Source organism: Flexivirga sp. G2 (assembly GCF_055397625.1).
Genome location: NZ_AP039675.1, coordinates 1,244,731 through 1,269,970 on the forward strand (window position 1 = coordinate 1,244,731; position 25,240 = coordinate 1,269,970).

Genomic DNA, 25,240 nt, shown 5'->3' on the forward strand with positions numbered 1-25,240 from the left:
AACCCCAGGCATCACGCCCTGGGCGCGACGGGACGGCGACTGGGTGATTGACGAGCACCGCCGGCGGATCGCCGGCGGGGTTCCGCCCGACCTGCTGGACGACCTCGTGGATCCGGCCGCCCGGTTGTGGCCGGTCGACGTCTGGCCGCCCCTCATGTTGAGCGACGGGCTGAGCGTCGGATCCTCCGGTGGCCATGGCCCGATCCGTTATCGCGTGATCGACTCCGATGACCGGAGGGTGCGATTCTGGTTCGAGGGGGATCGCGAGGGTTGGCACGAGTTCCGGATCGAGGGGCAGGACCTCGTGCACGAAGCACGCCTGCACCGGCCGTCAGCGGTCGATCGGCACTTCGTCGTGCACCTGCACGATGCTCTCATCGAGCAACTGCTGGACGACGCCGAGTATGGCGGCGCGGCATTCCCGACTCGCAGGTGGCCGACGGGCAGCCGATGGCGGTACCTCGCGGCCGCTACTGGTCGCCCCGACGCGACCGGCTCCCGCCGGATCACGCGCCGACTCCTCGCCGCCTGCCTGGGCGCCGTCGGGATACTGCATCTGGCGTGGGCGGCGGGCAGCAGCTTCCCGGCGCGGACGCGGGCGGACCTGGCCCGATCGGTCATCGGGTCGACGCGCGGCGCGGCCGGGTTGCCCTCGGCCGGGCCCACCCTGGTCATCGGGGGAATGCTCTCCGGGCTTGCCGGAGTCGTTGCGGTGAAAGCGGATTCGCCTCCGGTGCGAGCAGCGTTCGGTTCAGCGTCGCGCTATCCCCGGGCCGTTCTGCGGCTGGCGGAGATGGGGTTCGCGGCACGCGGTGTCGCCGGTTACGCCGTGTCGACAGCTGCACGGCATCCTCGTTATCGAGTGCTGAACGCCGTTGGCTATTCGCCGCTGTGCCTGCTTCTTGCGGCGGGACTGCACGCGCTCCTGTCGGAGCAGCGCGGCGCGGCAGTCGAGTCGCATTAACCTTGGCGACAATGGATGGCGCCCGCGACGGCGAAAGGGCGTCTGACGGGAGTAAGTAAACTGCCCGACAATTCGCCGATACAGGGAGGGATCGATGGCTGCCAAGGCGACGATGGCCGACATCGCGAAGCAGTTGGGCATCTCGCGGGCGGCCGTGTCCTACGCTCTCAACGCGCAGCCCGGCGTTGCGGCCGACACCCGCGAGGCTGTGCTCCAGTTGGCGACCGAGCTGGGCTGGCATCCGAGCGCGAGCGCACGCGCGTTGATGGGTTCGGACATCAAGGTCATCGGCCTGGCGTTGTCCCGGCCGACCGAGACGTTCGCCGTCGACTCCTTCTTCTTCGAGTTCCTTGCAGGCGTGGAAAGCGTTCTGGTGGAACGTGGTTGGAGTCTTCTGCTGCGAGTCATCGGTGATCTTCCGGAGGTCGAGATAGAGACCTATCGGCGGTGGTGGGGCGAGGGTCGCATCGACGGCGTGATCCTGGTCGACGAGCGTCACCACGACGAGCGGCTCGCCGCGGTCGAGGAGATCGGCCTGCCCGCGGTGCTCTGTGGTGGCCCACGCAAGGACATCGAGTTGCCCTGCGTCTGGACCGATCAGGCCGGTGATGCTGCACTCATCGTGGAGCACCTCGCCGCGCTCGGCCATCGACGCATCGCCCACGTGAGCGGACCGCGGGCCTTCGTGCATGAGAGGGGCCGGCAGCGCGGGGTACGCACTGCGGCATCACGGCACGGCATATCGGTGACCAGCATCGAAGGCAGCTATGCGCCGGCGGACGCTCGCGCCGCGGTCGACCGATTGGTCGCGGAGGCGGACCCGCCGACCGCATTCATCTTCAGCAACGACCACATGTCAGTTGCCGGGCTACAGCAACTGCGTGCGCTGGGCAGGTCTGTGCCGAACGACGTTTCCGTTGTCAGCTGGGACGATTCACCGCTTACCCAGGCCGTTGAGCCCCAACTGACGGCGCTCTTCCGAGACAACCAGGCCTACGGCAGGCAGGCTGCGAGCACCTTGCTCGACCTGGTCGCCGGCCAGCACCCGTCACTGGTCGCGGTCGCTCGCTCGCAGCTGCGCGAGCGGGCGAGCTCGGGCCCGATCGGCTAGGCGAGGCACTATCCGGAGGTGGTAACGATCCGATAACGGGCCTATTCACTTACACGAGTAAGTGATCTGATGTGACCTGCGCGACAGGGCGTCGTGCGTCGCTTGCCCGGAGGGTTCATCGTGAAAAGACATCTCATTCCAGCGCTGACGATCGTGGCGATGGTCGCCGGCACGGCTGCGTGTGGTGGCAGTTCCGGATCCGGGTCCTCCGGTGGCAGTGGCGGGAGCTCGGGGAAGACGTTGACCTATTGGGCCAGCAACCAGGGTGCTTCGATCGACGTCGACAAGAAGGTCCTCGGACCCGAGTTGAAGAAATTCGAGAAGCAGACCGGGATCAAGGTCGACCTCCAGGTCATCGGCTGGCCGGATCTGCTGAACAAGATCCTCGCCGCGACGTCAAGCGGTAAGGGACCCGACGTGCTGAACATCGGCAACACCTGGGCGCCGTCTCTGCAGGCGACCGGAGCGTTCCTGCCCTTCGACTCCAGCTCGCTCGATGCGATCGGCGGCAAGTCGAAGTTCGTGCCCGCATCCTTCGCGACGGGCGGTGCGAAAGGCAAGGACCCGACCTCCGTGCCGCTCTACTCCCTGGTCTACGGGCTCTACTACAACAAGAAGATGTTCGCCGATGCCGGACTGAAACCGCCGACCACCTGGGAGGAGCTGCAGACCGACGCCAAGAAGCTGACCGACCCGGGCAAGGGGACCTACGGCATGGCGATGGAGGGCGGCAGCTACACCGAGAGCGTGCACTTCGCCTTCATCTTCGGCCAGCAGCAGAGTGCCGACCCCTTCGACTCCAGCGGCAAGGCGAACTTCACCTCGCCCGGCATGGTTGCCGGCGTGAAGCAGTACGTCGACCTGATGAGCAACAAGGTCGTCAACCCCAGCAGCGTGCAGTACAAGAACGGTCCGGAGGCGCCCGGCGACTTCGCCAAGGGCAAGGCCGCGATGCTGATGAGCCAGAACAACGCGGACAACACGCTCGTGGCCGACGGGATGAAGACCAGCGACTACGGCGTCGTCGCCATACCGGCACCGACCGGCAAGAAGGACACCGCAAGCTTCGTCGCCGGCATCAACATGTCGATCTTCAAGAACACCAAGAACAAGGACGCTGCGCTCAAGTTCGTGAAGTTCATGACCAGCCCGGCCGAGCAGAAGATCCTGGACGTGCCGTTCGCGGCGCTGCCGGTGAACGCGGGGGCGACGCCCAACTTCACCAAGAACGCCGATGAGGCCAAGACCTTCCAGAACATCCTGGCGACGAAGGCCGTTCCGCTGCCGCTCGTGGCCAACGAGTCGCAGTTCGAGACCAATGTCGGCAACGCCGTCAACCAGTTGATCGCCCAGGCCGCGACCGGCAAGTCTCCGTCTGACAGCGACATCAAGGCAGCGTTGCAGCAGGCTCAGGACAAGATGGCCTCCGCCGGCTGATGGCGCTACCCACTGTGAAGAAGCGGACCGACGAGCGGCGCACCGCCCGTCGGTCCGCTCCGTCCGAACCCACGCGAACCGGCAGAGGCGGACGCTCCCACCGGTTCACTCCGTACCTGCTGATCGCTCCCGCGATCGTCCTGGAACTGCTGATCCATCTGGTCCCGATGCTCGTCGGGGTGTGGATGTCGTTCGTCGGGCTGACGCAGTCGTACATCGCCAACTGGTCGACCGCGCCGTGGAAGGGGCTGTCGGGCTACCAGGTGGCGTTGGACTTCTCGTCGCCGATCGGCAACAGCTTCCTGCACTCCTTCGAGGTCACCTGCCTCTACACCGTTCTGGTGGTTGGGCTTTCGTGGTCCTTCGGTATGGCGGCGGCGCTGGTCCTGCACCGCAACTTCCGTGGTCGCGGCTTCTTCCGCACGCTGTTCCTGGTGCCCTACGCGATGCCGATCTACACCGGCATCATGACGTGGAGCTTCATGTTGCAGCGGGACAACGGCCTGGTGAACCACGTGCTGAAGTCCCTCGGCCTCACCAACGGCGACAGCTTCTGGCTCATCGGCAGCAACGCGTTCTGGTCGATGGTGGTCGTCGCGGTATGGCGGTCCTGGCCGTTCGCGTTCCTGATGTTGCTCGCGGGACTGCAGAACATTCCCGACGACGTGTATGACGCGGCCGCTGTCGACGGCGCGGGCATCTGGAAGCAGATTCGATACATCACCCTGCCGGGCCTGCGGCCGGTCAATCTGGTGATGGTGCTGATGCTGTTCCTGTGGACCTTCAACGACTTCAACACGCCGTTCGTGCTGTTCGGGGCCCAGCCGCCGAAGTCGGCCGACACCATCTCCGTACACATCTACGGGGCCTCGTTCGTGAACTGGGACTTCGGCTTCGGGTCCGCGATGTCGGTCCTGCTGCTGCTGTTCCTGTTGGTGGTCACGGGGGCCTATCTGCTCGTCTTCAACCGGAGGTCGCGTCGTGCGTGAACCGTTGTCGTTCAAGGTGTTCCGCGTTGTCGTGCTGACGTTTCTGAGCGTCTTCGTGCTGGTGCCCATGTGGGTGCTCTTCACCAGCTCGGTCAAACCGCTCGGAGATGTGCAGGGCAAGTTCGAGTGGTGGCCGAGTCACGTGACCTTCCAGCCGTTCAAGGACATCTGGAGCACCGTCCCGCTCGGGAAGTACTTCCTCAACAGCCTCATCGTCTGCTCCATCTCGATGGTGCTGAGCGTCGTCGTAGCGATCTTCGCCGGCTACGCCGTCTCGCGATGGACCTTCCGCGGACGCAGCGTCTTCACCACGACGATCCTGTCGACCCAGATGTTCCCCGGCATCCTGTTCCTGCTCCCGTTGTTCCTCATCTTCGTCAACATCGACCGGGTGCTCGGATTCACCCTGCTCTACCAGACCCGGGTCGGCCTGATCGTCACCTATCTGACCTTCTCGCTGCCGTTCGCGATCTGGATGCTGGCAGGCTATTTCGACGGCATACCAAGGGAATTGGACGAAGCAGCTCGGGTCGACGGCGCATCGACCGTGGGCACGTTGTTCCGGGTGGTGCTACCCGCAGCCCGCCCGGGCGTGATCGCGGTGGCGGTCTACTCGTTCATGACGTCGTGGGGTGAAATCCTCTTCGCGTCGCAGATGACGAGCACGTCGACCCAGACGTTGTCGATCGGCTTGCAGAGCTACTCCACGCAGATCAACGTCTACTGGAATCAGGTCATGGCGGCGTCCCTGGTCGTGAGCGTTCCGGTTGTCCTGGTCTTCCTGTTGCTGCAGCGCTACCTGGTGGCCGGCCTGACTGCTGGAGCAGTGAAATGAGCGCTGGTGTCGAACGCCCGATGCGGTTCGTGCGAACCCCGGAAGGCGAGCAGGTCTGGTTCGGCTGCAACTTCTGGTCCCGCGCCGGTGGGCCGTTCATGTGGCAGTCGTATGACGAGGAGGTCGTGCGCTCCGAGCTGGTCATGATGCGCGGCGCAGGTCTCGACGTGACGCGCTCGTTCCTCTTCTGGCCGCACGCGATGCCCGAGCCGGGTCGTCTCGACGACGAGGTGATGAACCGGTTCGAGCGATTCCTCGATCTGCACGTCGAGCTCGGAATGCGAACCATCCCAACGTTCCTCGTCGGTCACATGTCGGGGGAGAACTGGGATCCGGAATGGCGCGACGGTCGTGATCTCTACACCGACACGTGGATGGTCGCGCAGCAGTCGAGCTACCTGACCCAGGTCGCTGCACGCTTCGCCGCGCATCCGGCGATCGTCGGCTGGCTGGTGTCCAACGAGATGCCGATCTACGGCGGTCCCGCAGCGCAGCCGGACGTCACCGCCTGGGCTCAGTTGATGGTCACCGCGATTCGTGCCGGTGACCCGGACAAGCCGGTCTCGATCGGCGACGGTGCGTGGGGACGGGAGGTCACCGGCACGGACAACGGCTTCAGCGTCCGGGAGCTGGCAGCGATCACCCAGTTCGTCGGGCCGCACGTCTACCCGATGGGGGACGACGTCATCCGGCAGCACCTGCGTGCGGCCTTCGTGTGCGAGCTTGCCGCGGTGGCCCACTTACCGGTCGTGCTCGAGGAGTTCGGGGTGAGCTCCGACTTCGCCTCCGACGAGCACGCCGCGCAGTACTACCGGCAGGTGCTGCACACGACGTTGCTCGCCGGTGCAACCGGCTGGTTGGCCTGGAACAACACGGATTTCGACAACCTCCCCGAACAGGACCCCTATCGGCACCACCCCTTCGAGCTGCACTTCGGCCTGACCCGCGCCGACGGTTCGGCCAAGCCGCAGTTGCACGAGATCACCGCGTTCCGCCAGCTGGTGAACCGGCTGGACCTGCCACGGTGCGAGCGATGGCCGGCGCAGCTCGCGCTGCTCGTCCCGGCATACCTCGACGGTCCGGAGCACTGGACCTTCGCGGAGAGCGAGCGCACCCACATCACCGACGCACTCGAGCAGTCCTACGTCGCCTGTCGCGAAGCCGGCCTCGGCCCGGCGTTCGTGCGGGAGCCGGAGCCGGTGCCCGACGCGGCACGCCTGGTCATCGTGCCTTCGGTGAAGGCGCTCACCGTGCCGACCTGGAAACGCCTGGGGGAGCACGCCGCCGCAGGCCGAACCATCTACGTTTCCTACGGATTGGGCGATTCGCCGATCCAACGAGGGCCGTGGTGGACGGACCTGGAATCGATTTTCGGGGTGCGGCACGGCCTGCGTTACGGCATGGTCGAGCCGGTGCTGGACGACGTCGTCGAGGTCACCTTCCGCGTCGACTTCGGCCGGATCGCGGCCAGCGACACGTTGCACTTCCGAGCGGTCGGCTCGCCGGGAGGTCGCAGCATCCTGCCCGTCGAAGCGATCGACGCCGAGGTCGTCGCCGTCGACCAGCACGGCCGACCGGTGCTCACCCGCCGGTCTCACGGTGCCGGGCAGGCCGTGTTGTCCACGTTGCCGCTGGAGTACTTCGCAGCGCGCGCGCCTCGTGTCAACCCCGAGGACACCTGGCGGCTGTATGACGCACTGGCCGACGAAGCAGGCGTCGAACGATCGGTGCGGGTCGATGATCCGCGGATCCTGGTCGACGGCCTCAGTCATCGGGACGGACGCGAATTCGCCTGGCTGATCAACGCATCCGCCGAGGCCGTCGACCTCGAGCTGTATGGCGTCGACCGGTTGTCGCCATACGAGATCGCCGTCGTCCAGCTGTCGGGGGAGTCGCCGCCCGCTGCCGGCGCGAGCACCGCAGGCTACCGTCAGACCCAACGCATCACGCCCAAAGGAGAAACACCGTGACCGTCCAGTTTCCTGCCGATTTCGTCTTCGGCGCCGCGACTGCGTCGTACCAGATCGAGGGCGCAGTGGCCGAGGACGGCCGGACGCCTTCCATCTGGGACACCTACAGTCACATGCCCGGCAAGGTCTACCAGGGACAGACCGGCGATGTGGCGTGTGACCACTACCACCGGTACGGCGAGGACATCGCGCTGATGAAGCAACTGGGGCTGGACAGCTACCGCTTCTCGCTCGCCTGGCCGCGGATCAAGCCCGACGACGGGCCGGTCAACGCAGCCGGGCTGGCGTTCTACGACAAGCTGGTCGACGAGTTGCTCGCCGCCGGTATCGATCCCGCTGTCACGCTCTACCACTGGGACCTGCCGCAGGCGCTGGAGGACAAGGGCGGTTGGCGTGTCCGTGACACCGCCGAGCGTTTCGCCGAGTTCTCCGCGGTCGCCGCCGAACATCTCGGCGATCGCGTCACGAAGTGGATCACCCTCAACGAGCCGTTCTGCTCCTCGATCCTCGGGTATGCCGACGGCGTGCATGCTCCGGGCGCGCAGGAGGGTGAGGGCGCGCTCCAGGCCGCCCACCACCTGCTGCTCGGGCACGGTCTCGCCGCGCAGCGGATCCGGTCCGTCGCGCCGAACGCGCAGGTCGGCATCACGCTCAATCTCGGCTCGGTGCAACAGGTTTCGAACGAGCCGGCCGACGTCGAAGCCGCCCGCCGTTGCCTGCTGATCAGCAACCTGATCTTCACCGACCCCTTGCTGGCCGGGAAGTACCCCGAGCTGGGCAAGGAGGTGTGGGCGCCGATCACGGACTTCTCCTGGATCGGCGACGACGACCTCGCGACGATCGCGCAGCCGCTGGACTTCCTCGGGGTCAACTTCTACTTCCCGAGCCGCCCGAAGGCCGTCGCGCACAACGAGCCCGATCCCGGGAAGCGCGTCGCGTCCGACCTCGGCTTCGAATCACTGGTTCACGACGGGGAGTACCTCACCGAGATGGGCTGGCCGGTCGACGCGAGTGCATTCACCGACCTGCTCACCTGGTTGCGTGACACGTATGGCGAGGCGTTGCCCCCGATCTACATCACCGAGAACGGCATCGCCTGCCCGGACGTCGTCGGTGACGACGGTCGAGTCGACGACCAGGACCGGATCCGTTACGTGGCAGACCACCTGAAGGCGGTCAGTGCGGCGATGGACAGCGGCGTCGACGTGCGCGGCTACTACGTCTGGTCGCTCATGGACAACTTCGAGTGGGCACGGGGTTACGACCCGCGCTTCGGCCTCGTCCACGTCGACTACGAGACCCTGCAGCGCACGCCGAAGGCCAGCTTCGACTGGTACCGCGGCGTGATCGCCGGCCACGAGGTCGAGTAACGCTGCGGGTCGAGTGCCCGGGGGAGCGCAGCGGCGCTGCGTATCGAGACCTACGCACCCAGGAGTATGGCGAAAGACCCTGCGCTGACAGGGAGTTCGTCACCCACCGGGATCGAGGTGCTGGGCAACTCGTCGGGACGGTCGTAGCGGCTGTCCCAGACGAGTTCCCAGGTCCCGACGCCCGCTTGCTCGGGGACCCGCACGGCAGTGTCGTGTGAGCGTCCGTTGAGGACCACCAGGATCCGATCGTCGCCGACGTCGGCCCCGTCGAAGACCACCTGCAGGATGCGGGTTCCGCCGTCGTTCCACTGGTCCGCGGTCATGATGGATCCGTCGCCGCCATGCCAGTGCAACGCGGCCAGGGCGTCGCCGTCGATCGGGTCGCCCGGGAAGAAGGTGCGATTGCGCAGCACCGGATGCGCGGCGCGGAATTCCGCCAGGAACGTCGTGGTGTCGATCAGATCCCACTGCCACTGCGCGAGCTTCCAGTCGTACCAACTGATCTCGTTGTCCTGGCAGTAGGCGTTGTTGTTCCCCTGCTGCGTGCGCCCGAACTCGTCCCCGCCGAGCAGCATCGGCACCCCGGCCGAGACGAAGGTCGTGGCGAGCAGGTTGCGGATGGCTCGGCGGCGGCTCGCGGCGATGTCGTCGCCCGCCCCTTCGTGGCCCTCGACCCCGAAGTTCCACGAGCGGTTGTCGTCGCTGCCGTCCCGGTTGTCCTCGCCGTTGGCCAGGTTGTGCTTCTCGTCATACGCGGTGAGGTCGGCCGCCGTGAAGCCGTCGTGCGTGCTGACGATGTTGATCGAGGCGAGCGGTGATCGGGCGGCGAACAGGTCCTTCGAGCCGGCGATGCGCGTGCCGAGATCGCTGACCCCGTGCCCGGGCCGGCCGTCCTGATCGGCGGCCAGGTCCGTCAGCCAGAAGTTGCGGACGGTGTAGCGGTACCGGTCGTTCCAATCGGCGAACGGTGCGGGGAACTGGCCGGTGCGCCAGCCGTGCGAGCCGAGGTCCCAGGGTTCGGCGATGAGCTTGACCCGGGACAGCACCGGGTCGGTGCGCAGCGCCACCAGGAACGGGTGGTCCGGGTGGAACGCGTCGTCCAGGCCACGAGCGAGAGCCGGAGCGAGGTCGAAGCGGAAGCCGTCCACCCGCATCTCGGCCGCCCAATAGCGCAGCGAATCCAGCACCAGGCGAACGGTTTCCGGATGTCGCATGTCGAGGGTGTTGCCGCAACCGGTCACGTCGACGTCGTTGCCGCGCTCGTCCAGTCGGTAGTACGTCTGCGAGGAGAGCCCGCGCCAGGAGAGGGTGGCGCCGCTTCCACTGCCCTGCTCGCAGGTGTGGTTGTAGACGACGTCGAGGATGACCTCGATGCCGGCCGCGTGCAGCAGCTTGACCATGCCCTTGAACTCGTGGATGACCTCTTGCGGCGAGGTCGCCGAGGCGTATGCCGCGTGCGGCGCGAAGAAGCCGAGGGTGTTGTAGCCCCAGTAGTTCGTTAGGCCGCGCTGCACCAGTTGCGGCTCGGAGGTGAATGCGTGCACCGGAAGCAGCTCGACGGTCGTGACGCCGAGTCGGGTGAGGTGCGCGATGGTCGCCGGGTGGGCCACGCCCGCATACGTGCCGCGCAGGTGTTCCGGCACCTCGGGCAGCTGCCGGGTCAGCCCACGAACGTGCGTCTCGTAGAGCACGGTGCGATCCCACGGAATGTGCGGCGGTCTGTCGTCGCCCCAGTCGAAGCCGTTTCCGACCACCACGCTGCGCGCCGTGTATGGCGCACTGTCCCGGTCGTCGCGCACATCCGGGTCTCCCGAGAGGTCCTCTCCGACACGGTGCCCGAAAACCTCGGGACGCCAGTCGATCTCGCCGACCACGCCACGGGCATAGGGATCGAGCAGCAGCTTCGCCGGGTTGTAGCGGTGGCCGTGGGTGGGATCCCAGTCGCCGTGCGCGCGGAAGCCGTAGCGCTGGCCGACGCCGATGCCCTGCACGTGTCCGGCCCACACACCGTGCGCGTGCTCGCTGAGCGGGACCCGTCGCTCGCCGCCGGCGTCGTCGAAGAGGCACACCTCGACCGCGGTCGCGCTCCCGGCATACACGCTGAATTCGACGCCGGTCCCGTCGGCGGTGGCACCGAGCCGAGGCGGCGCATCGGGGGAGGTGCGGACGGTTGCTGTCAGCGATTCGGACACCCGGGGAGCCTAGGGCACCAGCAGTCCACGACCCGGGACGAGACAGCCGCGACGACCGCCACCCGGGCGCGACCGCGGCGCCGCAGGGTGAAGTAGCGTGGGTCACATGACAGATCCGACTTCTTTGCCCAACTTCGCCCCGCCCGCCTCGGCACCGTCCGCCCCGGCCGGCGATGGCCAGCTGCAGCAGCGCGTCACGGACGCACTGCAGGAGGAGGGCTTCCGCCCCGAGCTCGATGCCGACGGTGACGTCAGCTACAAGGTCGAGGGCCAGCAGCTCTTCGTGCGCTGCGTCGACGGTGAGCCCGCGATGATGCGCATCTTCGGCCAGTGGCAGATCACCGATGACCTTCCGCAGGACATCACCAAGCAGCTTCTCGCCGCCAACGACGTCTCGCTCAGCCTGAACATCGTCAAGACCGGCCTCGCCAACGGCAACCTCATCGTCACCGGTGAGCACCTGGTCTCGCCGGCCGACGACGTCAAGTCGCTCGTCCAGTCGACCACCCAGATGGTGCTCACCGCGGTGCAGCTGTGGCACCAGGCGGTCACCAGCGACGGTCCGCACGCCGCCAACTCCGCCGAGCCGCCGGCGGTCGCGCAGGCGATGGCCAATGCCGCACAGGCCGACGCCGAAGGGCAGCAGCAGTAGGAAACCGCAATACCAGTAGGACCATTCACACCCACCGGGGCCGGTGGTGGCGCTAATGTCGGCGTCACCACCGGCCCCGGTGGCATCCGGCCAGAGACCAGCAGAACGGAGCGACCGACCGACCATGAGTACCGATCACATGCCAGTGAGTCCGGGCAGCGAAGCGGCCGAACGCAGCCGGCTGGTGGCGATCACCGTCGCCCTCGTCGGTCTGGTCGGGATGTTCATCGCGCTGCTGGGCTGGACCGGTATGGCGAAGGACGCGGACAGCACGGTGGGTGCACCGCCGTGGCTCGTCTTCGTGGTCGGCGCGGTGATCACCGTCGGCGCCGCGGTCTTCGATCTGGCGGCCGGTTCGCGCTCCGACGTGTATGTCGTGGCCCCCGGCCAGCAGTTGACGACCGCTCAGTTCGTCCTCAACAAGCTGGCGCCGTGGATCATCGTCGCGCTCACCGCCATCGGCATGATCGTCATCTGGTTGCAGCACCGCTGACCCGCCGGCGCGGACTGCGCCGGCGGCCCGTCCCGAACAGGGGCGCTGGCGTCCCGTTGTTACTCACGGGTAGCATGCTGCGGGTAATCGGGTGCAACCACCTCGGCATACGATCGCCGCAGGTTCGGGCGCTGGTCGCGTCCCGCCCGTGAACGCTGACTGACGTCAGACACTCGTACCCTGATGGAAGAGGACGATAGACGCATGAACATCGTGGTCTGTGTCAAGTACGTGCCGGATGCGCAAGCCGACCGCACGTTCAATGAGGACAACACGACGGATCGTTCGAATGTGGATGGTTTGTTGTCGGAGCTCGACGAGTACGCGGTCGAAGCGGCTCTGAAGCTCGTCGAGGAAAGCGACGGCGAGGTGACGGTCGTGACCGTCGGCCCGGACGGCGCCGCCGACGCCATCAAGAAGGCGTTGCAGATGGGTGCACACAAGGGTGTGCACGTGCTGGACGACGCGATCCACGGTTCGGACGCACCGGCGACCTCGCTCGTGCTCGCCGAGGCGGTCAAGAAGGCCGCCGACGGCAACCCCGAGCTGGTGCTGATGGGTCTGGCATCGACGGACGGCACGATGAGCGTGGTGCCGGCGATGCTGGCCGAGCGACTAGGCCTGCCGCAGGTCACGCAGCTGTCGACCCTGGAGATCGCCGATGGTGTGGTCAAGGGTCGTCGCGACAGCGACACCGCGTCGGACTCGTTCGAGGCGCCGCTGCCCGCGGTCGTGTCGGTGACCGACCAGATCAACGAGCCGCGCTACCCCTCGTTCAAGGGGATCATGGCGGCCAAGAAGAAGCCCGTCGAGACGTGGTCGCTGGCCGACCTCGGGGTCGACGCCGGCCAGGTCGGTCTGGACAACGCCGGCACGAAGGTCACCTCGTTCACCGCGCGCCCGCCGCGCGAGCAGGGCGAGATCGTCACGGACGAGGGCGACGGCGGCACCAAGCTCGCCGAGTTCCTCGCCAAGGCCAAACTCATTTGAGCCGTCTCTGGCTCCTGACTGACATTTGGGCGCAGGTATGACGATGCCGGACGGACGAGCCTGCGAGTCCGTGCGGGGAAGGAGTGCCTGCCAATGACATTCTTTTGCAAGGAGATTCATCATGGCTGAAGTCCTCGTCCTCGTCGATCACACCGACGGACAGGTCAAGAAGAACACCGCCGAGCTGCTGACGCTGGCGCGTGCGCTCGGTGAGCCGTCGGCCGTCTTCATCGGTGGCAGCGTCGAGGCCGCGCGTCCGCGCCTGGCGCAGTTCGGCGCCGCCAAGGTCTACGTGGTGGACAACCCGGACGTGACCGGCACCGTCGCGGCCCCGCTCGCCGAGGCGCTTGCTGCCGTGGCGGAGCAGGCGTCGCCGACGGCGATCCTGCTGCCGACCAGCGGTGTCAACAAGGAAGCCGGCGCGCGCCTGGCGGTCAAGACCGGTGGCGGTCTGATCACCGACGCGACCAACGTGCAGGCCGGCGACGGCGGCGTGGCGACCACCCAGTCGGCGTTCGCGTCCAACTACACGGTCGAGTCGATCGTGACGGCGACGCCCGCGATCGTGACGGTCAAGGCCAACGCGACCGCCCCGGCGGCCGCACAGGCCGGCGCGACAGTTGTCCCGGTCGACGTCACCGTGTCCGACGTGGCCAAGGCCGCGAAGATCACCGCCACCGAGGCGAAGGCGAAGTCGGGCCGTCCCGAGCTGACCGAGGCCCAGATCGTGGTCTCCGGTGGCCGTGGCACGTCCGGCGACTTCTCGCCGGTCGAGGCGTTCGCCGACACCCTGGGTGCCGCGGTCGGCGCCTCGCGTGCGGCGGTCGACGCCGGCTGGTACCCGCACTCCAACCAGGTCGGTCAGACCGGTAAGCAGGTCTCGCCGCAGTTGTATGTCGCGTGCGGCATCTCCGGTGCGATCCAGCACCGAGCGGGCATGCAGACGTCCAAGACGATCGTGGCGATCAACAAGGACGAGGAAGCCCCGATCTTCGAGCTGGTCGACTTCGGTGTCGTCGGTGATCTGTTCACCGTGCTGCCGCAGGCCAACGAGGCCGTGCAGGCGGCCAAGAACTGACGCACGTCATACCAGCGAAACGGCTCGGCATCCCCGCGAGGGATGCCGGGCCGTTCTGTGTCAGGACTTCAGCGGCTTCAGGGTCAGCTTCGAGTCCGACCAGGTCGACTGCACCGTGCTGCCACCTGGCTTGGTCAGCTGGACCAGCCGAAGACCGTGTATGGCGCCACCCTTGGGTGCCCAGAACACGACCGTGTAGTCCTTGGACTGCCCCTTCTTGACCAGGGCACTGGTGAGGGTCTCGCCCTGGCTGCTCAGGTCGGAGCTGCGACACAGCCGCCCGGAGCCGTCGACCAGAGCGAACGACCGACGGTCGATGAACGCGTCGGCGCCCTCGGCGGAGATGTGCAGCCGGACGTCGATCGCGTCCACGTCATTGGGCTGGGTCGACCCCGGCGTGAACGCCCGACGCTTCGGCGTGCTCGCGCGGATCGATGACGAGGCGACGTCGTCGCCGTGGCTGATCGACGATCCGAAGGAGGCCTTGCGGCCGCTGCCGGAGAACTTCGCCTTGTCGCCGTCGCAGCCGTTCGACACCTGTGTCGGCGACGGTGCGGCCGCGCCGTCCCGCCAGGCCAACGTGGCCGCCGACGCGTCGACCACCGGCAGATAGCGGACGCTGAGGTGGGAGAGCGTCGTCGACGACGGCACGAGGAACGCGACCGAGCCGGCGCCCGCGTGTGATTCGTCGACGGTCAGCGCGACGAACCCACTGCTGAGCGGGTTGATCGACGGTTGCTTGCAACTGCGACCCGCGGTGTCCACGAGCACGAACTGGGAGTGGTCGACGGCGAATGTGCCGTTTGTCCGGACGGCGGCCTTGATCGGCACCTGGACCAGGCGGTACCCCGATCGCCCGGACGGGACTGAACTGATCCTCGGCTCACCGGCGCTGACCTGCAGCGCCGAGGACGACCCGGTGGGGGAGTCGGTCCCGAAGGGCACCGTCGTGCCCGACACGTGCGGGGCGGACGTGGAGGAGCAGACGGTCGGGGCCGCGGACTTCGACGCGGCCGAACTCGCCGCCGACGCACCGCCGCTGCCGGAGCTGCACCCCGCCAGTGTCACTGCGGCCGCACAGGCCGCCGCCGTCAACAGCGGGCGCGGTCGGGGCAGGAGCCTGGGTGCGAGAGGTGACACGCGCCATAGTGTCGCAAATCCGCCCGACGGCACCCACGGCCGGACGGGCGTCCCGCACAGCGCGCGTACCCTTGACGGGTGACGTTCACGGCATATCTCGACCACGCAGCAACGACCCCGACCCGGCCCGAGGTCGTCACAGCCATCGCCGAACAACTCGCCACCGGCGGCAACGCCTCGTCGTTGCACACCGTCGGCCGAGCGGCACGCAAGGTCGTCGAGGAGTCCCGTGAGGAGCTGGCCAGGGCGCTCGGCTGCGGCCCGTCCGAGGTCGTCTTCACCTCCGGCGGCACCGAGTCCGACAACCTGGCGATCAAGGGCACCTGGTGGCAGCGGCGCGCGGAGGACTCGCGTCGCAACCGCTTGCTGATCGGTGCGACCGAGCACCACGCGGTCCTCGACGCGGTAGAACACCTGGTGAATGTCGAAGGCGCCGTCGTCGACTGGATCGAGGTCGACGCCGCGGGTCGCAGCAACCCGGAGCAGGTGCGCGAGTTGATCGAGCGTGATCCGGAGTCGGTCGCGCTGGTCTCGCTGATGTGGGCCAACAACGAGGTCGGCACGGTGCAGCCCGTCGCCGAGGTGGCGGCGGTGGCGCACGAGTACGCCATACCGATGCACACCGACGCGGTCCAGGCGGTCGGCCAGGTGCCGGTCGACTTCACCGCTTCCGGCGTCGACCTGCTGACGGCGAGTGCGCACAAGTTCGGTGGGCCGCAGGGGGTCGGCGTCCTGATCGCTCGCCGCGACGCGACGCTGATGCCGCTCACCCACGGTGGCGGCCAGGAGCGTCAGTTGCGCAGTGGCACGCTCAACACCGCAGGCATCAGGGGTATGGCGCTGGCGGCGACCCTCGCCACCGAGCAGCTCCCGCTGGAGCAGGAGAAGCTGGCTGCGTTGCGGGACAAGCTGATTCGCGGGGCGCTCGACCTGGGACTGGACATCGAGGTGACCGGTGCGCACGAGGTCGGCGACGTGACGGCACGACTCGCGGGCAACGCCCACCTGCGGGTGCCCGGTTGCGACGGCGACTCGCTGCTCTATCTGCTGGACGCCGCCGGCATCGAGTGCTCGACCGGTTCTGCCTGTCAGGCAGGTGTGCCGCAACCGAGCCATGTGCTGTTGGCCATGGGCATCAGCGAGGACGACGCGCGTGGCGCGCTGCGACTCACGCTGGGGCACACCTCGACCGACGCGGACGTCGCGGCGTTCCTGGCGGCGCTGCCGGCTGCTGTCGACCGCGCCCGCCGGGCACGGTCCGCGAGCAGGGGTGGTCGCTGATGCGTGTCGTCGCAGCGATGAGTGGCGGCGTCGACTCGGCGGTCGCCGCCGCCCGGATGGTGGACGCGGGCCATGAGGTCGTCGGAGTGCACCTCGCGCTGTCCCAGTCCGCAGCAACCCTGCGGGAATCCGCGCGCGGCTGTTGCACCATCGAGGACGCCGGCGACGCCCGCCGCGTCGCGGACAAGGTCGGCATACCGTTCTATGTCTGGGACATGGCGCAGCGGTTCAAGGAGGACGTGGTCGAGGACTTCGTCGCCGAATACACCGCCGGCCGCACGCCCAACCCGTGCCTGCGCTGCAACGAGCGCATCAAGTTCGCGGCGCTGCTGGACAAGGCGCTCGCGCTCGGATTCGACGCGGTGGCCACCGGCCACTACGCCCAGATCGTCGACGGCCCGCACGGCCGCGAGCTGCACCGGGCGGTCGACATGGCCAAGGACCAGTCCTACGTGCTCGGTGTCCTGGACGCCGACCAGCTGGCCCGCTCGTTCTTCCCGCTCGGTGACACCACCAAACCGCAGATCCGGGAGGAAGCCGCGGCACGTGGCTTCTCGGTCGCCAAGAAGCCGGACAGCCACGACATCTGCTTCATCGCGGACGGCGACACCAAGGGCTGGTTGACCCGGCGCCTCGGCGAGCAGCCCGGTGACATCGTCGACACCGACGGGGAGGTCGTCGGTCAGCACCAGGGTGCGTTCGCGTACACGGTCGGTCAGCGCCGCGGTCTCGGGCTCAAGGTCCCGCGCGAGGACGGCGCCAAGCGCTACGTGGTCGACGTACAACCGCGGTCCAACACCGTCGTCGTCGGGACCGAGGATCTGCTCGGCATCGACGTCGTCGTGGGGCAGCATGCCCGTTGGTGCGGCGACGCCCCGACCGGCGAGCTCGCCGTGGGTGCCCAATTGCGTGCGCACGGTGAGGAATTCGCCGGTCGTGCGATTGCCGACGGAGACAAGGTGACGGTGCGGCTGGACACACGCGCACGCGGCGTGGCGCCCGGCCAGTCGGTCGTTCTGTATGACGGGACGCGGGTCGTCGGGTCCGCGACCATCACCGGCACCGACCGGGCCTGACCCGCACGGTGGAAGCCCGGTCGGGCGACCCCCGCGGAGGTCGTCCGAGGCAACCGATCGTCGCTGCGGCACGTCAGGTGTAGGAAGCAACGACAGCACCGGCTATCGTTGCCGCCGATCAGAGGGAACAACGAGGGATCTCGCATGGCTATGACCGACCACCGTACGACCCGACCACTGCTGGCCGTCGCCGCGATCGGCAGCCTGTGCCTCGGCCTCACCGCGTGCGGGGGAAGCAGCGGCTCCATCTCGGTGAGCCCGCCGTCGCAGGCGGCGACCGGCTCGTCGGCGGCGCCCACGTCCGACGCGAGCTCGCCCTCGACGAGTTCCTCGGCTCCGACGTCCTCCGAGGCGACCCCGAGCACGAGCGACAGCACCGCCGCGGCAGGCGACTTCAAGGTCGGCCAGTGCATCGGCGACACGATCGACTGGGCCACCGCGCCGTGCGATCAGCCGCACAAGATGGAGATCATGGCGGTCGTCAAGACGTCCAAGGACGCGGACGACATCATCAAGCGCGGCCGACTGCGCACCTGGACCTGCAACAACCAGCTCGCGGGCTACCTGGGCAGCCCGAGCGCGGGATTCTCCCGGATCCTCGCGCAGCCGGTGCCCGCCGCCTCCGACCCGAAGGCGAACCAGCAGATCGTCTGCGCGGCCGCCTCGGTGAAGCCGGACGACTCCGGGTACGAGGAGATCTCGTACCAGCTGAAGAACCGCATCAAGAAGGTCGGCTACATCCCGTACCGGATCTGCACCAGCGACCGGCCGAGCAAGACCGACTCCCCGAAGATCGTGCCCTGCACCGAACCGCACAAGGCGGAGACCATCGGCGGATACGTGATCGGCAAGGCAGACGGCAAGCCGCCGACATCGAAGGTCGTGGACAAGCTGGCGCTCAGCAAGTGCGTGCCATTGGCGAAGTCCTACCTCGGCGGCACTCGCGGTGATGTGATCGCCGCGGCGAACAGCACCGGTTCGTCGGGCTGGAAGCAGGGCACGACGATGACCGCGTGTTTCGTCGAGGCGACGAGTGGCACCTTCACCAAGCCGCTGAAGGGCATGAAGAACAAGCCGCTGTCCGCATACAAGTGACCCCGGGTGCTGGGCGGCAGACCGTTCCGAAGTACCCGGTCCATGCTGTTGAAGGGTGATCCGTGAGCAGCGTGCTGGCGAGTGGGGTCGGGTCACTGCCCGGCTCGGACGTGCTGGGAGCGGCGCGCGCCGTTCGGGAACTGTACGGCGACGGCGGCCTGCCGTATCTGGTCGAACTGCCGGGACGCGGTCCCGGCGCCGATCTGATCGGTCGGACGGCGGCACAACTGATCGGCCTCGCCGTCGACCTGCAGCCCGCCGGATGGCGTCTCACCGACGGCTCGGGACGTGACGCGTCGCGCGCCCGCGCTTTTCTGCGGCAGGACCTCGACGTGCTCGCCGAGGTGTATGACGGCTACGCCGGCCCGCTGAAGCTGCAGTCCTGCGGCCCGTGGACGCTCGCGGCGACCCTGGCGTTACCGCGCGGCGAACGGGTGGTCAGCGACTCCGGTGCGACCCGTGACATCGTGCAGTCACTCGCGGACACGGTTGCCGACCAGATCGCCCAGGTGCGGCGGTTGGTGCCGGCCGCCGACGTGACCGTGCAGTGGGACGAGCCCGCGCTGCCTGCGGTGCTGGCCGGCCGACTGCCGACAGTCTCCGGATTCGGCAGATTGCGTGCCGTCGATGGCAACCTCGTGCGGGACGGCCTGATCCGCGTGACGGAAACCGTTGCGGGACAGGTTGGTTCGCAGGTGTTGCATTGCTGTGCGCCCGACGTCCCGGTGCCGTTGGTGCGACAGGTGGACGGTCTCGAGCTCGCTCTCGGCACATCCCTCGTGCGCACTGCGCAGTGGGACGGCATCGCCGAATTGGTCGAGTCGGGCCGCCGTTTCTGGGCCGGTCTCGTGCCGACGGATTCGACCGCTCGACACCCGCGCGAGCACGTGGATCCGTTCGTGGAGCAGTGGCATCGGGTCGGTCTCGAGCAGGCGCTGCTCGAGCGGATCGTGGTCACCCCTGCCTGCGGGCTGGCAGGTCTGTCGCCGGCCGCTGCCTCCCGGGTCGGCCGGCTCACCGTCGACGCGGCTCGCATGCTGTCCGACGCCGCGGTCGAGTAGCGCGAGGCTGTGCCCTGAGGAGCCCGTGAGGGACGAGCGGGCGTCTCGAAGGGGGCGAGCGCGTTACCCCACGTTGATCGAGTAGCGCGAGGGACGAGCGCGTATCGAGATCCGGTGCCTGGCCGCACTGTCCCCGCCATACGGCAGGATTGGGCGGGTGAGCGAAACGGACGGCATACCGGCAGACGTGCGACACGAGTGGACCGAGCTCGCCGAGGAAGCCCGGGGCCACCAGTTCGCCTACCACGTGCGGGACGCGCCGACGATCAGCGACGGCGAGTACGACCAGCTGATGAAGCGGCTCAATGCGATCGAGGACGACTACCCGGCGCTGCGCAGCCCGGACAGTCCGACCCAGCAGGTCGGCGGGGCGATCTTCAACACCGACTTCACCGCGGTCCAGCACGCCGAGCGGATGCTCAGTCTGGACAACGTCTTCAGCGCCGACGAGCTGGCGACCTGGATCGCGCGAGTGGAACGCGAGGTGGGCGATCAGCCGCTGCACTTCCTGTGCGAGCTGAAGATCGACGGTCTCGCGATCAACCTCACCTACGAGAACGGCCGACTGGTGCGCGGCGTCACCCGCGGTGACGGCACCACCGGGGAGGACGTCACCTCCAATGTCCGCACGGTGGAAGGCATCCCGCACCGACTGTCCGGCGACAACATCCCCGAGCTGGTGGAGATCCGCGGCGAGATCTTCATGGGTATGTCGGACTTCGAGCAGCTCAACGCGGCGCTCGTCGAGTCCGGCAAGCCGCCGTTCGCGAACCCGCGCAACACCGCTGCCGGATCGTTGCGGCAGAAGAACCCGCGCGTGACCGCGAGCCGCGCGCTGCGGATGCTGGTGCACGGCATCGGCGCTCGACGCGGCTTCGACATCCAGCGCCAGTCGCAGGCCTACGACCTGCTGCGCGAGTGGGGTCTGCCGGTCTCGACGCACTACAAGGTCGTCGACTCTGCCGCCAAGGTTCAGAAGTATGTCGAGTGGGCCGGCGCCAACCGGCACTCCGTCGAGCACGAGCTCGACGGTGTCGTGGTCAAGGTCGACGAGGTCCCGGTGCAGCGCGCACTGGGCTCGACCTCGCGTGCCCCGCGCTGGGCGATCGCCTACAAGTACCCGCCGGAGGAGGTCAACACCAAGCTCCTGGACATCGAGGTCAACGTCGGCCGGACCGGTCGGGTCACACCGTTCGCCGTGATGGAGCCGGTCGTGGTCGCCGGGTCGACGGTCGCGAATGCCACGCTGCACAACGCCTTCGAGGTCAAGCGCAAGGGTGTGCTGATCGGCGACACCGTGGTGCTGCGCAAGGCCGGTGACGTCATACCCGAGATCCTGGGGCCGGTCGTCGACCTGCGTGACGGGAGCGAGCGCGAGTTCGAGATGCCGACGCACTGCCCGTCGTGCGGCACCGAGCTGGCCTACGAGAAGGACGGCGACAAGGACATTCGGTGTCCCAACTCGCGCACCTGCCCGTCGCAGCTGCGCGAGCGGCTCTTCAGCCTCGCCGGGCGCAGCGCCTTCGACATCGACGCGCTCGGCTGGGAGGGCGCGATCGCCCTGCTCGAGTCGGACGTGCTCACCGACGAGTCGACGCTGTTCCGGCTCACCCGTGAGCAGCTCGTCCAAGTGCCGCTCTACACCCGCGCCGCCAAGAAGACAGACTCCGAGGACGACATAGTCGACGGAAAGGTCTTGTCCGCCAACGGTGTTCGGCTGCTCGACAATCTCTCGACGGCGAAGGAGCAGCCGCTCTGGCGAGTGATCGTGGGGCTGTCGATCCGGCACGTCGGTCCGACGGCAGCACGGGCACTGGCGACCGAGTTCGGCTCGATCGACGCCATCCGTGCCGCGAGTGTCGAGGAACTGGCCGCGGCCGACGGGGTCGGAGGCGTCATCGCACAGGCGGTCATCGACTGGTTCGAGGTCGACTGGCACCGACAGATCGTGGACCGCTGGACCGAGGACGGCGTGCGGATGGCCGACGAGCGTGACGACTCGATCGCGCAGACCCTGGCCGGCCTCACCATCGTCGTGACCGGGTCGCTCGAGCGGTTCAGCCGCGACTCGGCGAAGGAAGCGATCATCGCTCGCGGCGGCAAGGCGGCCGGCTCGGTCTCCAAGAAGACGTCGTATGTCGTGCTCGGCGCGAATGCCGGTTCCAAGGCCGACAAGGCCGAGCAACTCGGCGTCCCGACTCTGGACGAACAAGGCTTCGAGGAGTTGCTCGAGAACGGCCCGCCACCTTCGCGGGTCGAGTAGGCCACCCAAGCGGGTCGAGTGCCGGGGGAGCGAAGCGGAGGAGGTGTATCGAGACCAATCCTGCGAGCTTCCAACAACCACAAGGAGTTTCAGATGAGCGAAGCAGTCCCGCTGGATGTCGTGCTGATCCACGTCGACCGCGCCCTGGACGGTATGACGGCAACCCTGCGCGAGCTGGGCGACGACCTGGTCAACGCCGAGACCGGTCTGCCGGGAGGCAACACGGCATACCAGATCGTCCGGCACTGCTGCGGCGTCCTGGAGTTCTGGGGCGGCCAGGTGCTGGCCGACCGGCCGATCACCCGCGACCGGCTGGCCGAGTTCAGGTCGTCCGGCACGGTCGAGGAACTGGTGGAGATCGTCGAGCGGCAGCGGGTGGCGTTCCGGTCCGACCTGGCCGGCTTCGACGGCACCGCCGTACCGCGCGGGCAGATGAACGACCGGAGCATGGATCCCGACGAATCGCGCACGCAGGGCGGCGTCCTGATGCACACCTACGAGGAGCTCGCCCAGCATCGCGGGCACCTCGACATCACCGCGGACATCGTCCGCGCGCGCTGAGCCGCTACTGCGGTTCGACGAGCTTGCCGCTCTTGGCGACCTCCGGGTCGGTGCACGACGAGAGGTCGAAGCAGCACGGGCGCCGCTTGCCGGACCGCAGTTTCGAGATGCCGACCTCGACGCGGCGGTCGCGGGTCACCGGGTTCTTGGTCGAGTTGATCCAGCGCACCCATTCCCACCGCGCCATCGGCGTGATGTCCTGCCACGTCTCGCTCAGGTCGTCCGCATCGGCGAGGGCGGCCGAGAAGTCCTCGGGGACCTCGGGTTCCGGCCATTTCTTGGTCGGCTCGATAGTGAGCTGCACCGTGGTGCCGGCGTCCAGCTCGAGCTGACTGCGCAGCCCGTCGTCGATCGCGATCCAGTGGCCGCGCCGACCGTCGGGTTCGATCACCGTCGGGTATGGCGCCTCGTCGACCGTCACCGTCGCGGCGATCTGTCCTCGTGAGGGCAGCTCGGCACTCGCCTCGGCCGGTAGTCGGACGATCATCCGGTCGCCGATGAGTTCGGTTTCTGCGGTGCAGCTGACAGTCCTGGGGTCGGCCTCGGTCGCCATACAGCGAGAGTAGAGGTTCTGGCGTTTCGGCCCGCGGGATAGTGCGCCTCGTCTCCTCGCACTTTCTGCAGGTCCCGGGGTGGGATCCAGAGCCGCCAGTGCTCCGGCCCGCTAGATGGTGCGCCCCACCGCACTTTCTGCAGGACCAGGGCACCGCGCAGCACACAGCGCACTATCTGCAGGACCAGGGCGCCGCGAACGACGGGAAGTGACTCAGCCCGGCTTGTGTGCCAGCACCAGGAGCGCGTCGTTCTCGATGTGTACGCCGTCCGGCCCGACGAGGGCAGCAAGTTCGGCGCGCACCTGAGCACGAGTGGTCTCGTCGAGGACGAGGTAGCGCGAATACGTGAAGAGCAGTTCGAGCCACGCATCGCCGGTGAGGCGCACATCCTCCTGGAAGGTCCGGCGCACGACGGTGAACCCGACCTCCTGCAGCAGATTGTCGACCGACTCTTCACGACGCTCTGACGGCCGGGCGCTGGGCACCGAGGCCAGGTGGCGTTCGTCGACCTCGGAGATGCGTTCCCTCGGCGGGTCGATCTCGGTGAAGCGGTTCCAGCAGAGCGCCAGTACCCCACCCGGGCGCAACAGGTCCCAGGCCTTCCGTGCCGCACCGGCGGGCTCGACCCAGTGGAACGACTGCGCGAACAGAACGACGTCGAAACTGCGATCGACCGGGTCCCAGGCCTCGAACGTTCCGACCTCGACGCTGAGCCCGCTCGCCTCCGCGACCCGTGCCATCGCCGGATCGGGTTCGACAGCAAGCACGTTCGCGCCGGCAGCACGCAGTTGCCGGGCGGCGATGCCGGTGCCGGAGCCGACGTCCAGCACGTCCACGGAACCGTCGCGCCCGACCGGGGCGCCCACGACTGCGTCGATCAGAGCAGATGGGTATGTCGGGCGGTGTTCGTCATACGCGGCAGCGACCGAGCCGAACGACTCGGCACGGGACCGGTCACGATGCAGTTGCTCGTCGCTTCGAGATCCGTCGGTGGGCACCGGTCAGTCCGCGTCGGGACTGTAGACCGGCGCCTCGCCGGATTCACCTCCGCCGGAGGCGAATGCGCGGTAGGCGTCGACGATCATCGTCACGCACTGGTCGAGTTCGAGCAGCGGTGTGTTGAGCTGCAGGTGGTAGAGCGTGGGGTCGTCGATGTCCCGGCCGTAGAGATGCTGCACGTACTTCGCGCGCGCTGTGTCGACCTCCTGCAGACTCTTCGCGGCGGCCTCGGGGGAGACCCGGCCCTCGCCGAACTTCTCCGCCGCCTTGATCCGCTCCTCCGGGCTGCCGTAGAGCCGGATCCGCAGCACGTCCGTGCGGTCCTGCAGCGCAACGGCTCCGCCGCGGCCGAGGATGACGGCGCCGTCGTCCAGCGACTCGCACATGATCTTGTTCGCCTCGGCCCGGAACTCCTCGGCTGCGGCACCGTCCGCTGCCGCGATCGCGGACCCGCCGCTGATGGTGTCGGCCAGCGGTGCCAGGTTGCGGAAGAACCGGTCGGCGAAACTCAGCTTGCGCTCGCCCTCCTGTGCCTCCTCCAGGGAGATCTGCAGTTCGCCCGCGACGCGTGCGCTGATCGCACGGTCCAGCATCTGGTAGCCGAGTCGTTCTGCGACGCGCGGGGCGACGACCCCACCGCCTGCGCCATACGCGGACGAAATGGTGATGCCTGGCATGACAGCCTCCTGGCGATCGAAAGTGGAGAAACTTCGGTCTGCTATCAAGTTGTATCACTCGACCGTTCCGGTCTGTCCGATGAACGTATCGGCGATCACAGGTACGCCGGGCGATATGCGCCGAGTGGCGCGAAATAGACTGGTGCGCATGTCTGACCTGTCCCGCGACGAGGTAGCCCACGTCGCCATGCTCGCCCGCATACAACTGACCGATGACGAGCTCGATCGGCTGGCCGGCCAGCTGGACCAGATCGTCGGGTTCGTGGCCACCGTCGGGGAGATCGCGACCGATGACATCCCGCCGATGTCGCACCCGCTGCCGCTGGAGAACGTCGCGCGGCCGGACGAGGTGCGCCCCGGGCTCACCCCGGAGCAGGCGCTCGCCGGAGCACCGCACGCACAGGCCGAGCGATTCGCCGTGCCCCGCATCCTGGACGAGGACTGAGAGTCGA

The 25,240-nt window shown here is 67.8% G+C and carries 24 protein-coding genes; 19 read left to right on the forward strand and 5 right to left on the reverse strand.

Going from position 1 to position 25,240, the window contains the following annotated elements; translation table 11 throughout:
- The first annotated feature begins 43 nt into the window (after nt 1-43).
- The 7 genes from ACZ50J_RS06090 to ACZ50J_RS06120 all read left to right on the forward strand — a co-directional run bounded on the left by ACZ50J_RS06090 (nt 44) and on the right by ACZ50J_RS06120 (nt 8,676).
- On the forward strand, nt 44-964 hold the full coding sequence (locus tag ACZ50J_RS06090; RefSeq protein ID WP_464300376.1) for a DUF3995 domain-containing protein: 921 nt from the start codon (nt 44-46) through the stop codon (nt 962-964).
- A gap of 94 nt (nt 965-1,058) precedes the next feature.
- Nucleotides 1,059-2,075 (forward strand): LacI family DNA-binding transcriptional regulator, encoded by a 1,017-nt coding sequence (locus ACZ50J_RS06095; RefSeq protein WP_464300377.1) that lies wholly within the window; start codon nt 1,059-1,061, stop codon nt 2,073-2,075.
- Between the two features lie 120 nt (nt 2,076-2,195).
- Nucleotides 2,196-3,512: an ABC transporter substrate-binding protein gene (locus ACZ50J_RS06100; protein ID WP_464300378.1), complete on the forward strand. Its 1,317-nt coding sequence runs from the start codon at nt 2,196-2,198 to the stop codon at nt 3,510-3,512.
- Entirely contained in the window at nt 3,512-4,501 is a 990-nt protein-coding gene (locus tag ACZ50J_RS06105; RefSeq protein ID WP_464300379.1) for a carbohydrate ABC transporter permease, read from the forward strand. Before ACZ50J_RS06100 ends, ACZ50J_RS06105 begins: the two co-directional genes overlap by 1 nt.
- Nucleotides 4,494-5,336: a carbohydrate ABC transporter permease gene (locus tag ACZ50J_RS06110; protein WP_464300380.1), complete on the forward strand. Its 843-nt coding sequence runs from the start codon at nt 4,494-4,496 to the stop codon at nt 5,334-5,336. The genes ACZ50J_RS06105 and ACZ50J_RS06110 overlap by 8 nt, the downstream gene beginning before the upstream one ends.
- On the forward strand, nt 5,333-7,306 hold the full coding sequence (locus ACZ50J_RS06115) for a cellulase family glycosylhydrolase (protein WP_464300381.1): 1,974 nt from the start codon (nt 5,333-5,335) through the stop codon (nt 7,304-7,306). Before ACZ50J_RS06110 ends, ACZ50J_RS06115 begins: the two co-directional genes overlap by 4 nt.
- Complete coding sequence (locus ACZ50J_RS06120) at nt 7,303-8,676, forward strand: GH1 family beta-glucosidase (RefSeq protein ID WP_464300382.1); 1,374 nt, start codon at nt 7,303-7,305, stop codon at nt 8,674-8,676. Before ACZ50J_RS06115 ends, ACZ50J_RS06120 begins: the two co-directional genes overlap by 4 nt.
- A gap of 50 nt (nt 8,677-8,726) precedes the next feature.
- Here the strand turns inward: ACZ50J_RS06120 and glgX are convergent, their stop codons facing one another.
- Nucleotides 8,727-10,868 carry a glycogen debranching protein GlgX gene (gene glgX / locus ACZ50J_RS06125; protein WP_464300383.1) on the reverse strand — a complete coding sequence of 714 codons (2,142 nt, stop codon included), beginning with the start codon at nt 10,866-10,868 and terminating at the stop codon, nt 8,727-8,729.
- A gap of 106 nt (nt 10,869-10,974) precedes the next feature.
- Between glgX and ACZ50J_RS06130 the strand changes: the two genes are divergently transcribed.
- The 4 genes from ACZ50J_RS06130 to ACZ50J_RS06145 all read left to right on the forward strand — a co-directional run bounded on the left by ACZ50J_RS06130 (nt 10,975) and on the right by ACZ50J_RS06145 (nt 14,081).
- Entirely contained in the window at nt 10,975-11,520 is a 546-nt protein-coding gene (locus ACZ50J_RS06130; protein WP_464300384.1) for a hypothetical protein, read from the forward strand.
- Between the two features lie 124 nt (nt 11,521-11,644).
- Nucleotides 11,645-12,013 carry a hypothetical protein gene (locus ACZ50J_RS06135; protein ID WP_464300385.1) on the forward strand — a complete coding sequence of 123 codons (369 nt, stop codon included), beginning with the start codon at nt 11,645-11,647 and terminating at the stop codon, nt 12,011-12,013.
- Between the two features lie 204 nt (nt 12,014-12,217).
- Entirely contained in the window at nt 12,218-13,003 is a 786-nt protein-coding gene (locus ACZ50J_RS06140; protein WP_464300386.1) for an electron transfer flavoprotein subunit beta/FixA family protein, read from the forward strand.
- 121 nt (nt 13,004-13,124) lie between these two features.
- Nucleotides 13,125-14,081 (forward strand): electron transfer flavoprotein subunit alpha/FixB family protein, encoded by a 957-nt coding sequence (locus tag ACZ50J_RS06145; protein WP_464300387.1) that lies wholly within the window; start codon nt 13,125-13,127, stop codon nt 14,079-14,081.
- Nucleotides 14,082-14,141: 60 nt separating this feature from the next.
- On the opposite strand, the gene ACZ50J_RS06150 is transcribed toward ACZ50J_RS06145, so the two are convergent.
- The gene (locus ACZ50J_RS06150) at nt 14,142-14,912 is read right to left on the reverse strand and encodes a hypothetical protein (RefSeq protein ID WP_464300388.1); all 771 of its coding nucleotides are present in this window, start codon (nt 14,910-14,912) and stop codon (nt 14,142-14,144) included.
- Between ACZ50J_RS06150 and ACZ50J_RS06155 the strand changes: the two genes are divergently transcribed.
- From ACZ50J_RS06155 to ACZ50J_RS06185, 7 genes are all read left to right on the forward strand, one after another.
- Nucleotides 14,902-15,303 carry a hypothetical protein gene (locus tag ACZ50J_RS06155; protein ID WP_464300389.1) on the forward strand — a complete coding sequence of 134 codons (402 nt, stop codon included), beginning with the start codon at nt 14,902-14,904 and terminating at the stop codon, nt 15,301-15,303. The genes ACZ50J_RS06150 and ACZ50J_RS06155 overlap by 11 nt on opposite strands.
- Nucleotides 15,300-16,502: a cysteine desulfurase family protein gene (locus ACZ50J_RS06160; protein ID WP_464300390.1), complete on the forward strand. Its 1,203-nt coding sequence runs from the start codon at nt 15,300-15,302 to the stop codon at nt 16,500-16,502. Before ACZ50J_RS06155 ends, ACZ50J_RS06160 begins: the two co-directional genes overlap by 4 nt.
- The gene (gene mnmA, locus ACZ50J_RS06165) at nt 16,502-17,578 is read left to right on the forward strand and encodes a tRNA 2-thiouridine(34) synthase MnmA (protein ID WP_464300391.1); all 1,077 of its coding nucleotides are present in this window, start codon (nt 16,502-16,504) and stop codon (nt 17,576-17,578) included. Before ACZ50J_RS06160 ends, mnmA begins: the two co-directional genes overlap by 1 nt.
- A 144-nt stretch (nt 17,579-17,722) precedes the next feature.
- Nucleotides 17,723-18,673 (forward strand): septum formation family protein, encoded by a 951-nt coding sequence (locus ACZ50J_RS06170; RefSeq protein WP_464300392.1) that lies wholly within the window; start codon nt 17,723-17,725, stop codon nt 18,671-18,673.
- Between the two features lie 62 nt (nt 18,674-18,735).
- The gene (locus tag ACZ50J_RS06175; protein ID WP_464300393.1) at nt 18,736-19,734 is read left to right on the forward strand and encodes a uroporphyrinogen decarboxylase/cobalamine-independent methonine synthase family protein; all 999 of its coding nucleotides are present in this window, start codon (nt 18,736-18,738) and stop codon (nt 19,732-19,734) included.
- A 157-nt stretch (nt 19,735-19,891) separates the two neighbouring features.
- Nucleotides 19,892-21,997 carry an NAD-dependent DNA ligase LigA gene (gene ligA, locus ACZ50J_RS06180; protein WP_464300394.1) on the forward strand — a complete coding sequence of 702 codons (2,106 nt, stop codon included), beginning with the start codon at nt 19,892-19,894 and terminating at the stop codon, nt 21,995-21,997.
- Nucleotides 21,998-22,090: 93 nt separating this feature from the next.
- Nucleotides 22,091-22,558, forward strand: a complete 468-nt coding sequence (locus ACZ50J_RS06185) for a mycothiol transferase (RefSeq protein ID WP_464300395.1) — start codon at nt 22,091-22,093, stop codon at nt 22,556-22,558.
- A gap of 4 nt (nt 22,559-22,562) precedes the next feature.
- Here the strand turns inward: ACZ50J_RS06185 and ACZ50J_RS06190 are convergent, their stop codons facing one another.
- From ACZ50J_RS06190 to ACZ50J_RS06200, 3 genes are all read right to left on the reverse strand, one after another.
- Nucleotides 22,563-23,111, reverse strand: a complete 549-nt coding sequence (locus ACZ50J_RS06190) for a YdeI/OmpD-associated family protein (RefSeq protein ID WP_464300396.1) — start codon at nt 23,109-23,111, stop codon at nt 22,563-22,565.
- 213 nt (nt 23,112-23,324) lie between these two features.
- Complete coding sequence (locus ACZ50J_RS06195; protein WP_464300397.1) at nt 23,325-24,110, reverse strand: class I SAM-dependent methyltransferase; 786 nt, start codon at nt 24,108-24,110, stop codon at nt 23,325-23,327.
- 3 nt (nt 24,111-24,113) lie between these two features.
- Complete coding sequence (locus tag ACZ50J_RS06200; RefSeq protein WP_464300398.1) at nt 24,114-24,788, reverse strand: cytidylate kinase-like family protein; 675 nt, start codon at nt 24,786-24,788, stop codon at nt 24,114-24,116.
- 148 nt (nt 24,789-24,936) lie between these two features.
- Here ACZ50J_RS06200 and gatC point away from each other — a divergent pair, with 148 nt between their 5' ends.
- A complete protein-coding gene (gene gatC, locus ACZ50J_RS06205) occupies nt 24,937-25,233 on the forward strand; it encodes an Asp-tRNA(Asn)/Glu-tRNA(Gln) amidotransferase subunit GatC (RefSeq protein WP_464300399.1) in 297 nt (98 codons plus the stop codon).
- Nucleotides 25,234-25,240: the final 7 nt, after the last annotated feature.

Coding starts and splice junctions, on each gene's coding strand:
- ACZ50J_RS06095 (WP_464300377.1), top strand. CDS start 1,059: ATGGCTGCCAAGGCGACGATGGCCGACATCGCGAAGCAGTTGGGCATC.
- ACZ50J_RS06105 (WP_464300379.1), top strand. CDS start 3,512: ATGGCGCTACCCACTGTGAAGAAGCGGACCGACGAGCGGCGCACCGCC.
- ACZ50J_RS06115 (WP_464300381.1), top strand. CDS start 5,333: ATGAGCGCTGGTGTCGAACGCCCGATGCGGTTCGTGCGAACCCCGGAA.
- ACZ50J_RS06130 (WP_464300384.1), top strand. CDS start 10,975: ATGACAGATCCGACTTCTTTGCCCAACTTCGCCCCGCCCGCCTCGGCA.
- ACZ50J_RS06135 (WP_464300385.1), top strand. CDS start 11,645: ATGAGTACCGATCACATGCCAGTGAGTCCGGGCAGCGAAGCGGCCGAA.
- ACZ50J_RS06140 (WP_464300386.1), top strand. CDS start 12,218: ATGAACATCGTGGTCTGTGTCAAGTACGTGCCGGATGCGCAAGCCGAC.
- ACZ50J_RS06145 (WP_464300387.1), top strand. CDS start 13,125: ATGGCTGAAGTCCTCGTCCTCGTCGATCACACCGACGGACAGGTCAAG.
- mnmA (WP_464300391.1), top strand. CDS start 16,502: ATGCGTGTCGTCGCAGCGATGAGTGGCGGCGTCGACTCGGCGGTCGCC.
- ACZ50J_RS06170 (WP_464300392.1), top strand. CDS start 17,723: ATGGCTATGACCGACCACCGTACGACCCGACCACTGCTGGCCGTCGCC.
- ACZ50J_RS06185 (WP_464300395.1), top strand. CDS start 22,091: ATGAGCGAAGCAGTCCCGCTGGATGTCGTGCTGATCCACGTCGACCGC.
- ACZ50J_RS06190 (WP_464300396.1), bottom strand. CDS start 23,111: ATGGCGACCGAGGCCGACCCCAGGACTGTCAGCTGCACCGCAGAAACC.
- ACZ50J_RS06200 (WP_464300398.1), bottom strand. CDS start 24,788: ATGCCAGGCATCACCATTTCGTCCGCGTATGGCGCAGGCGGTGGGGTC.
- gatC (WP_464300399.1), top strand. CDS start 24,937: ATGTCTGACCTGTCCCGCGACGAGGTAGCCCACGTCGCCATGCTCGCC.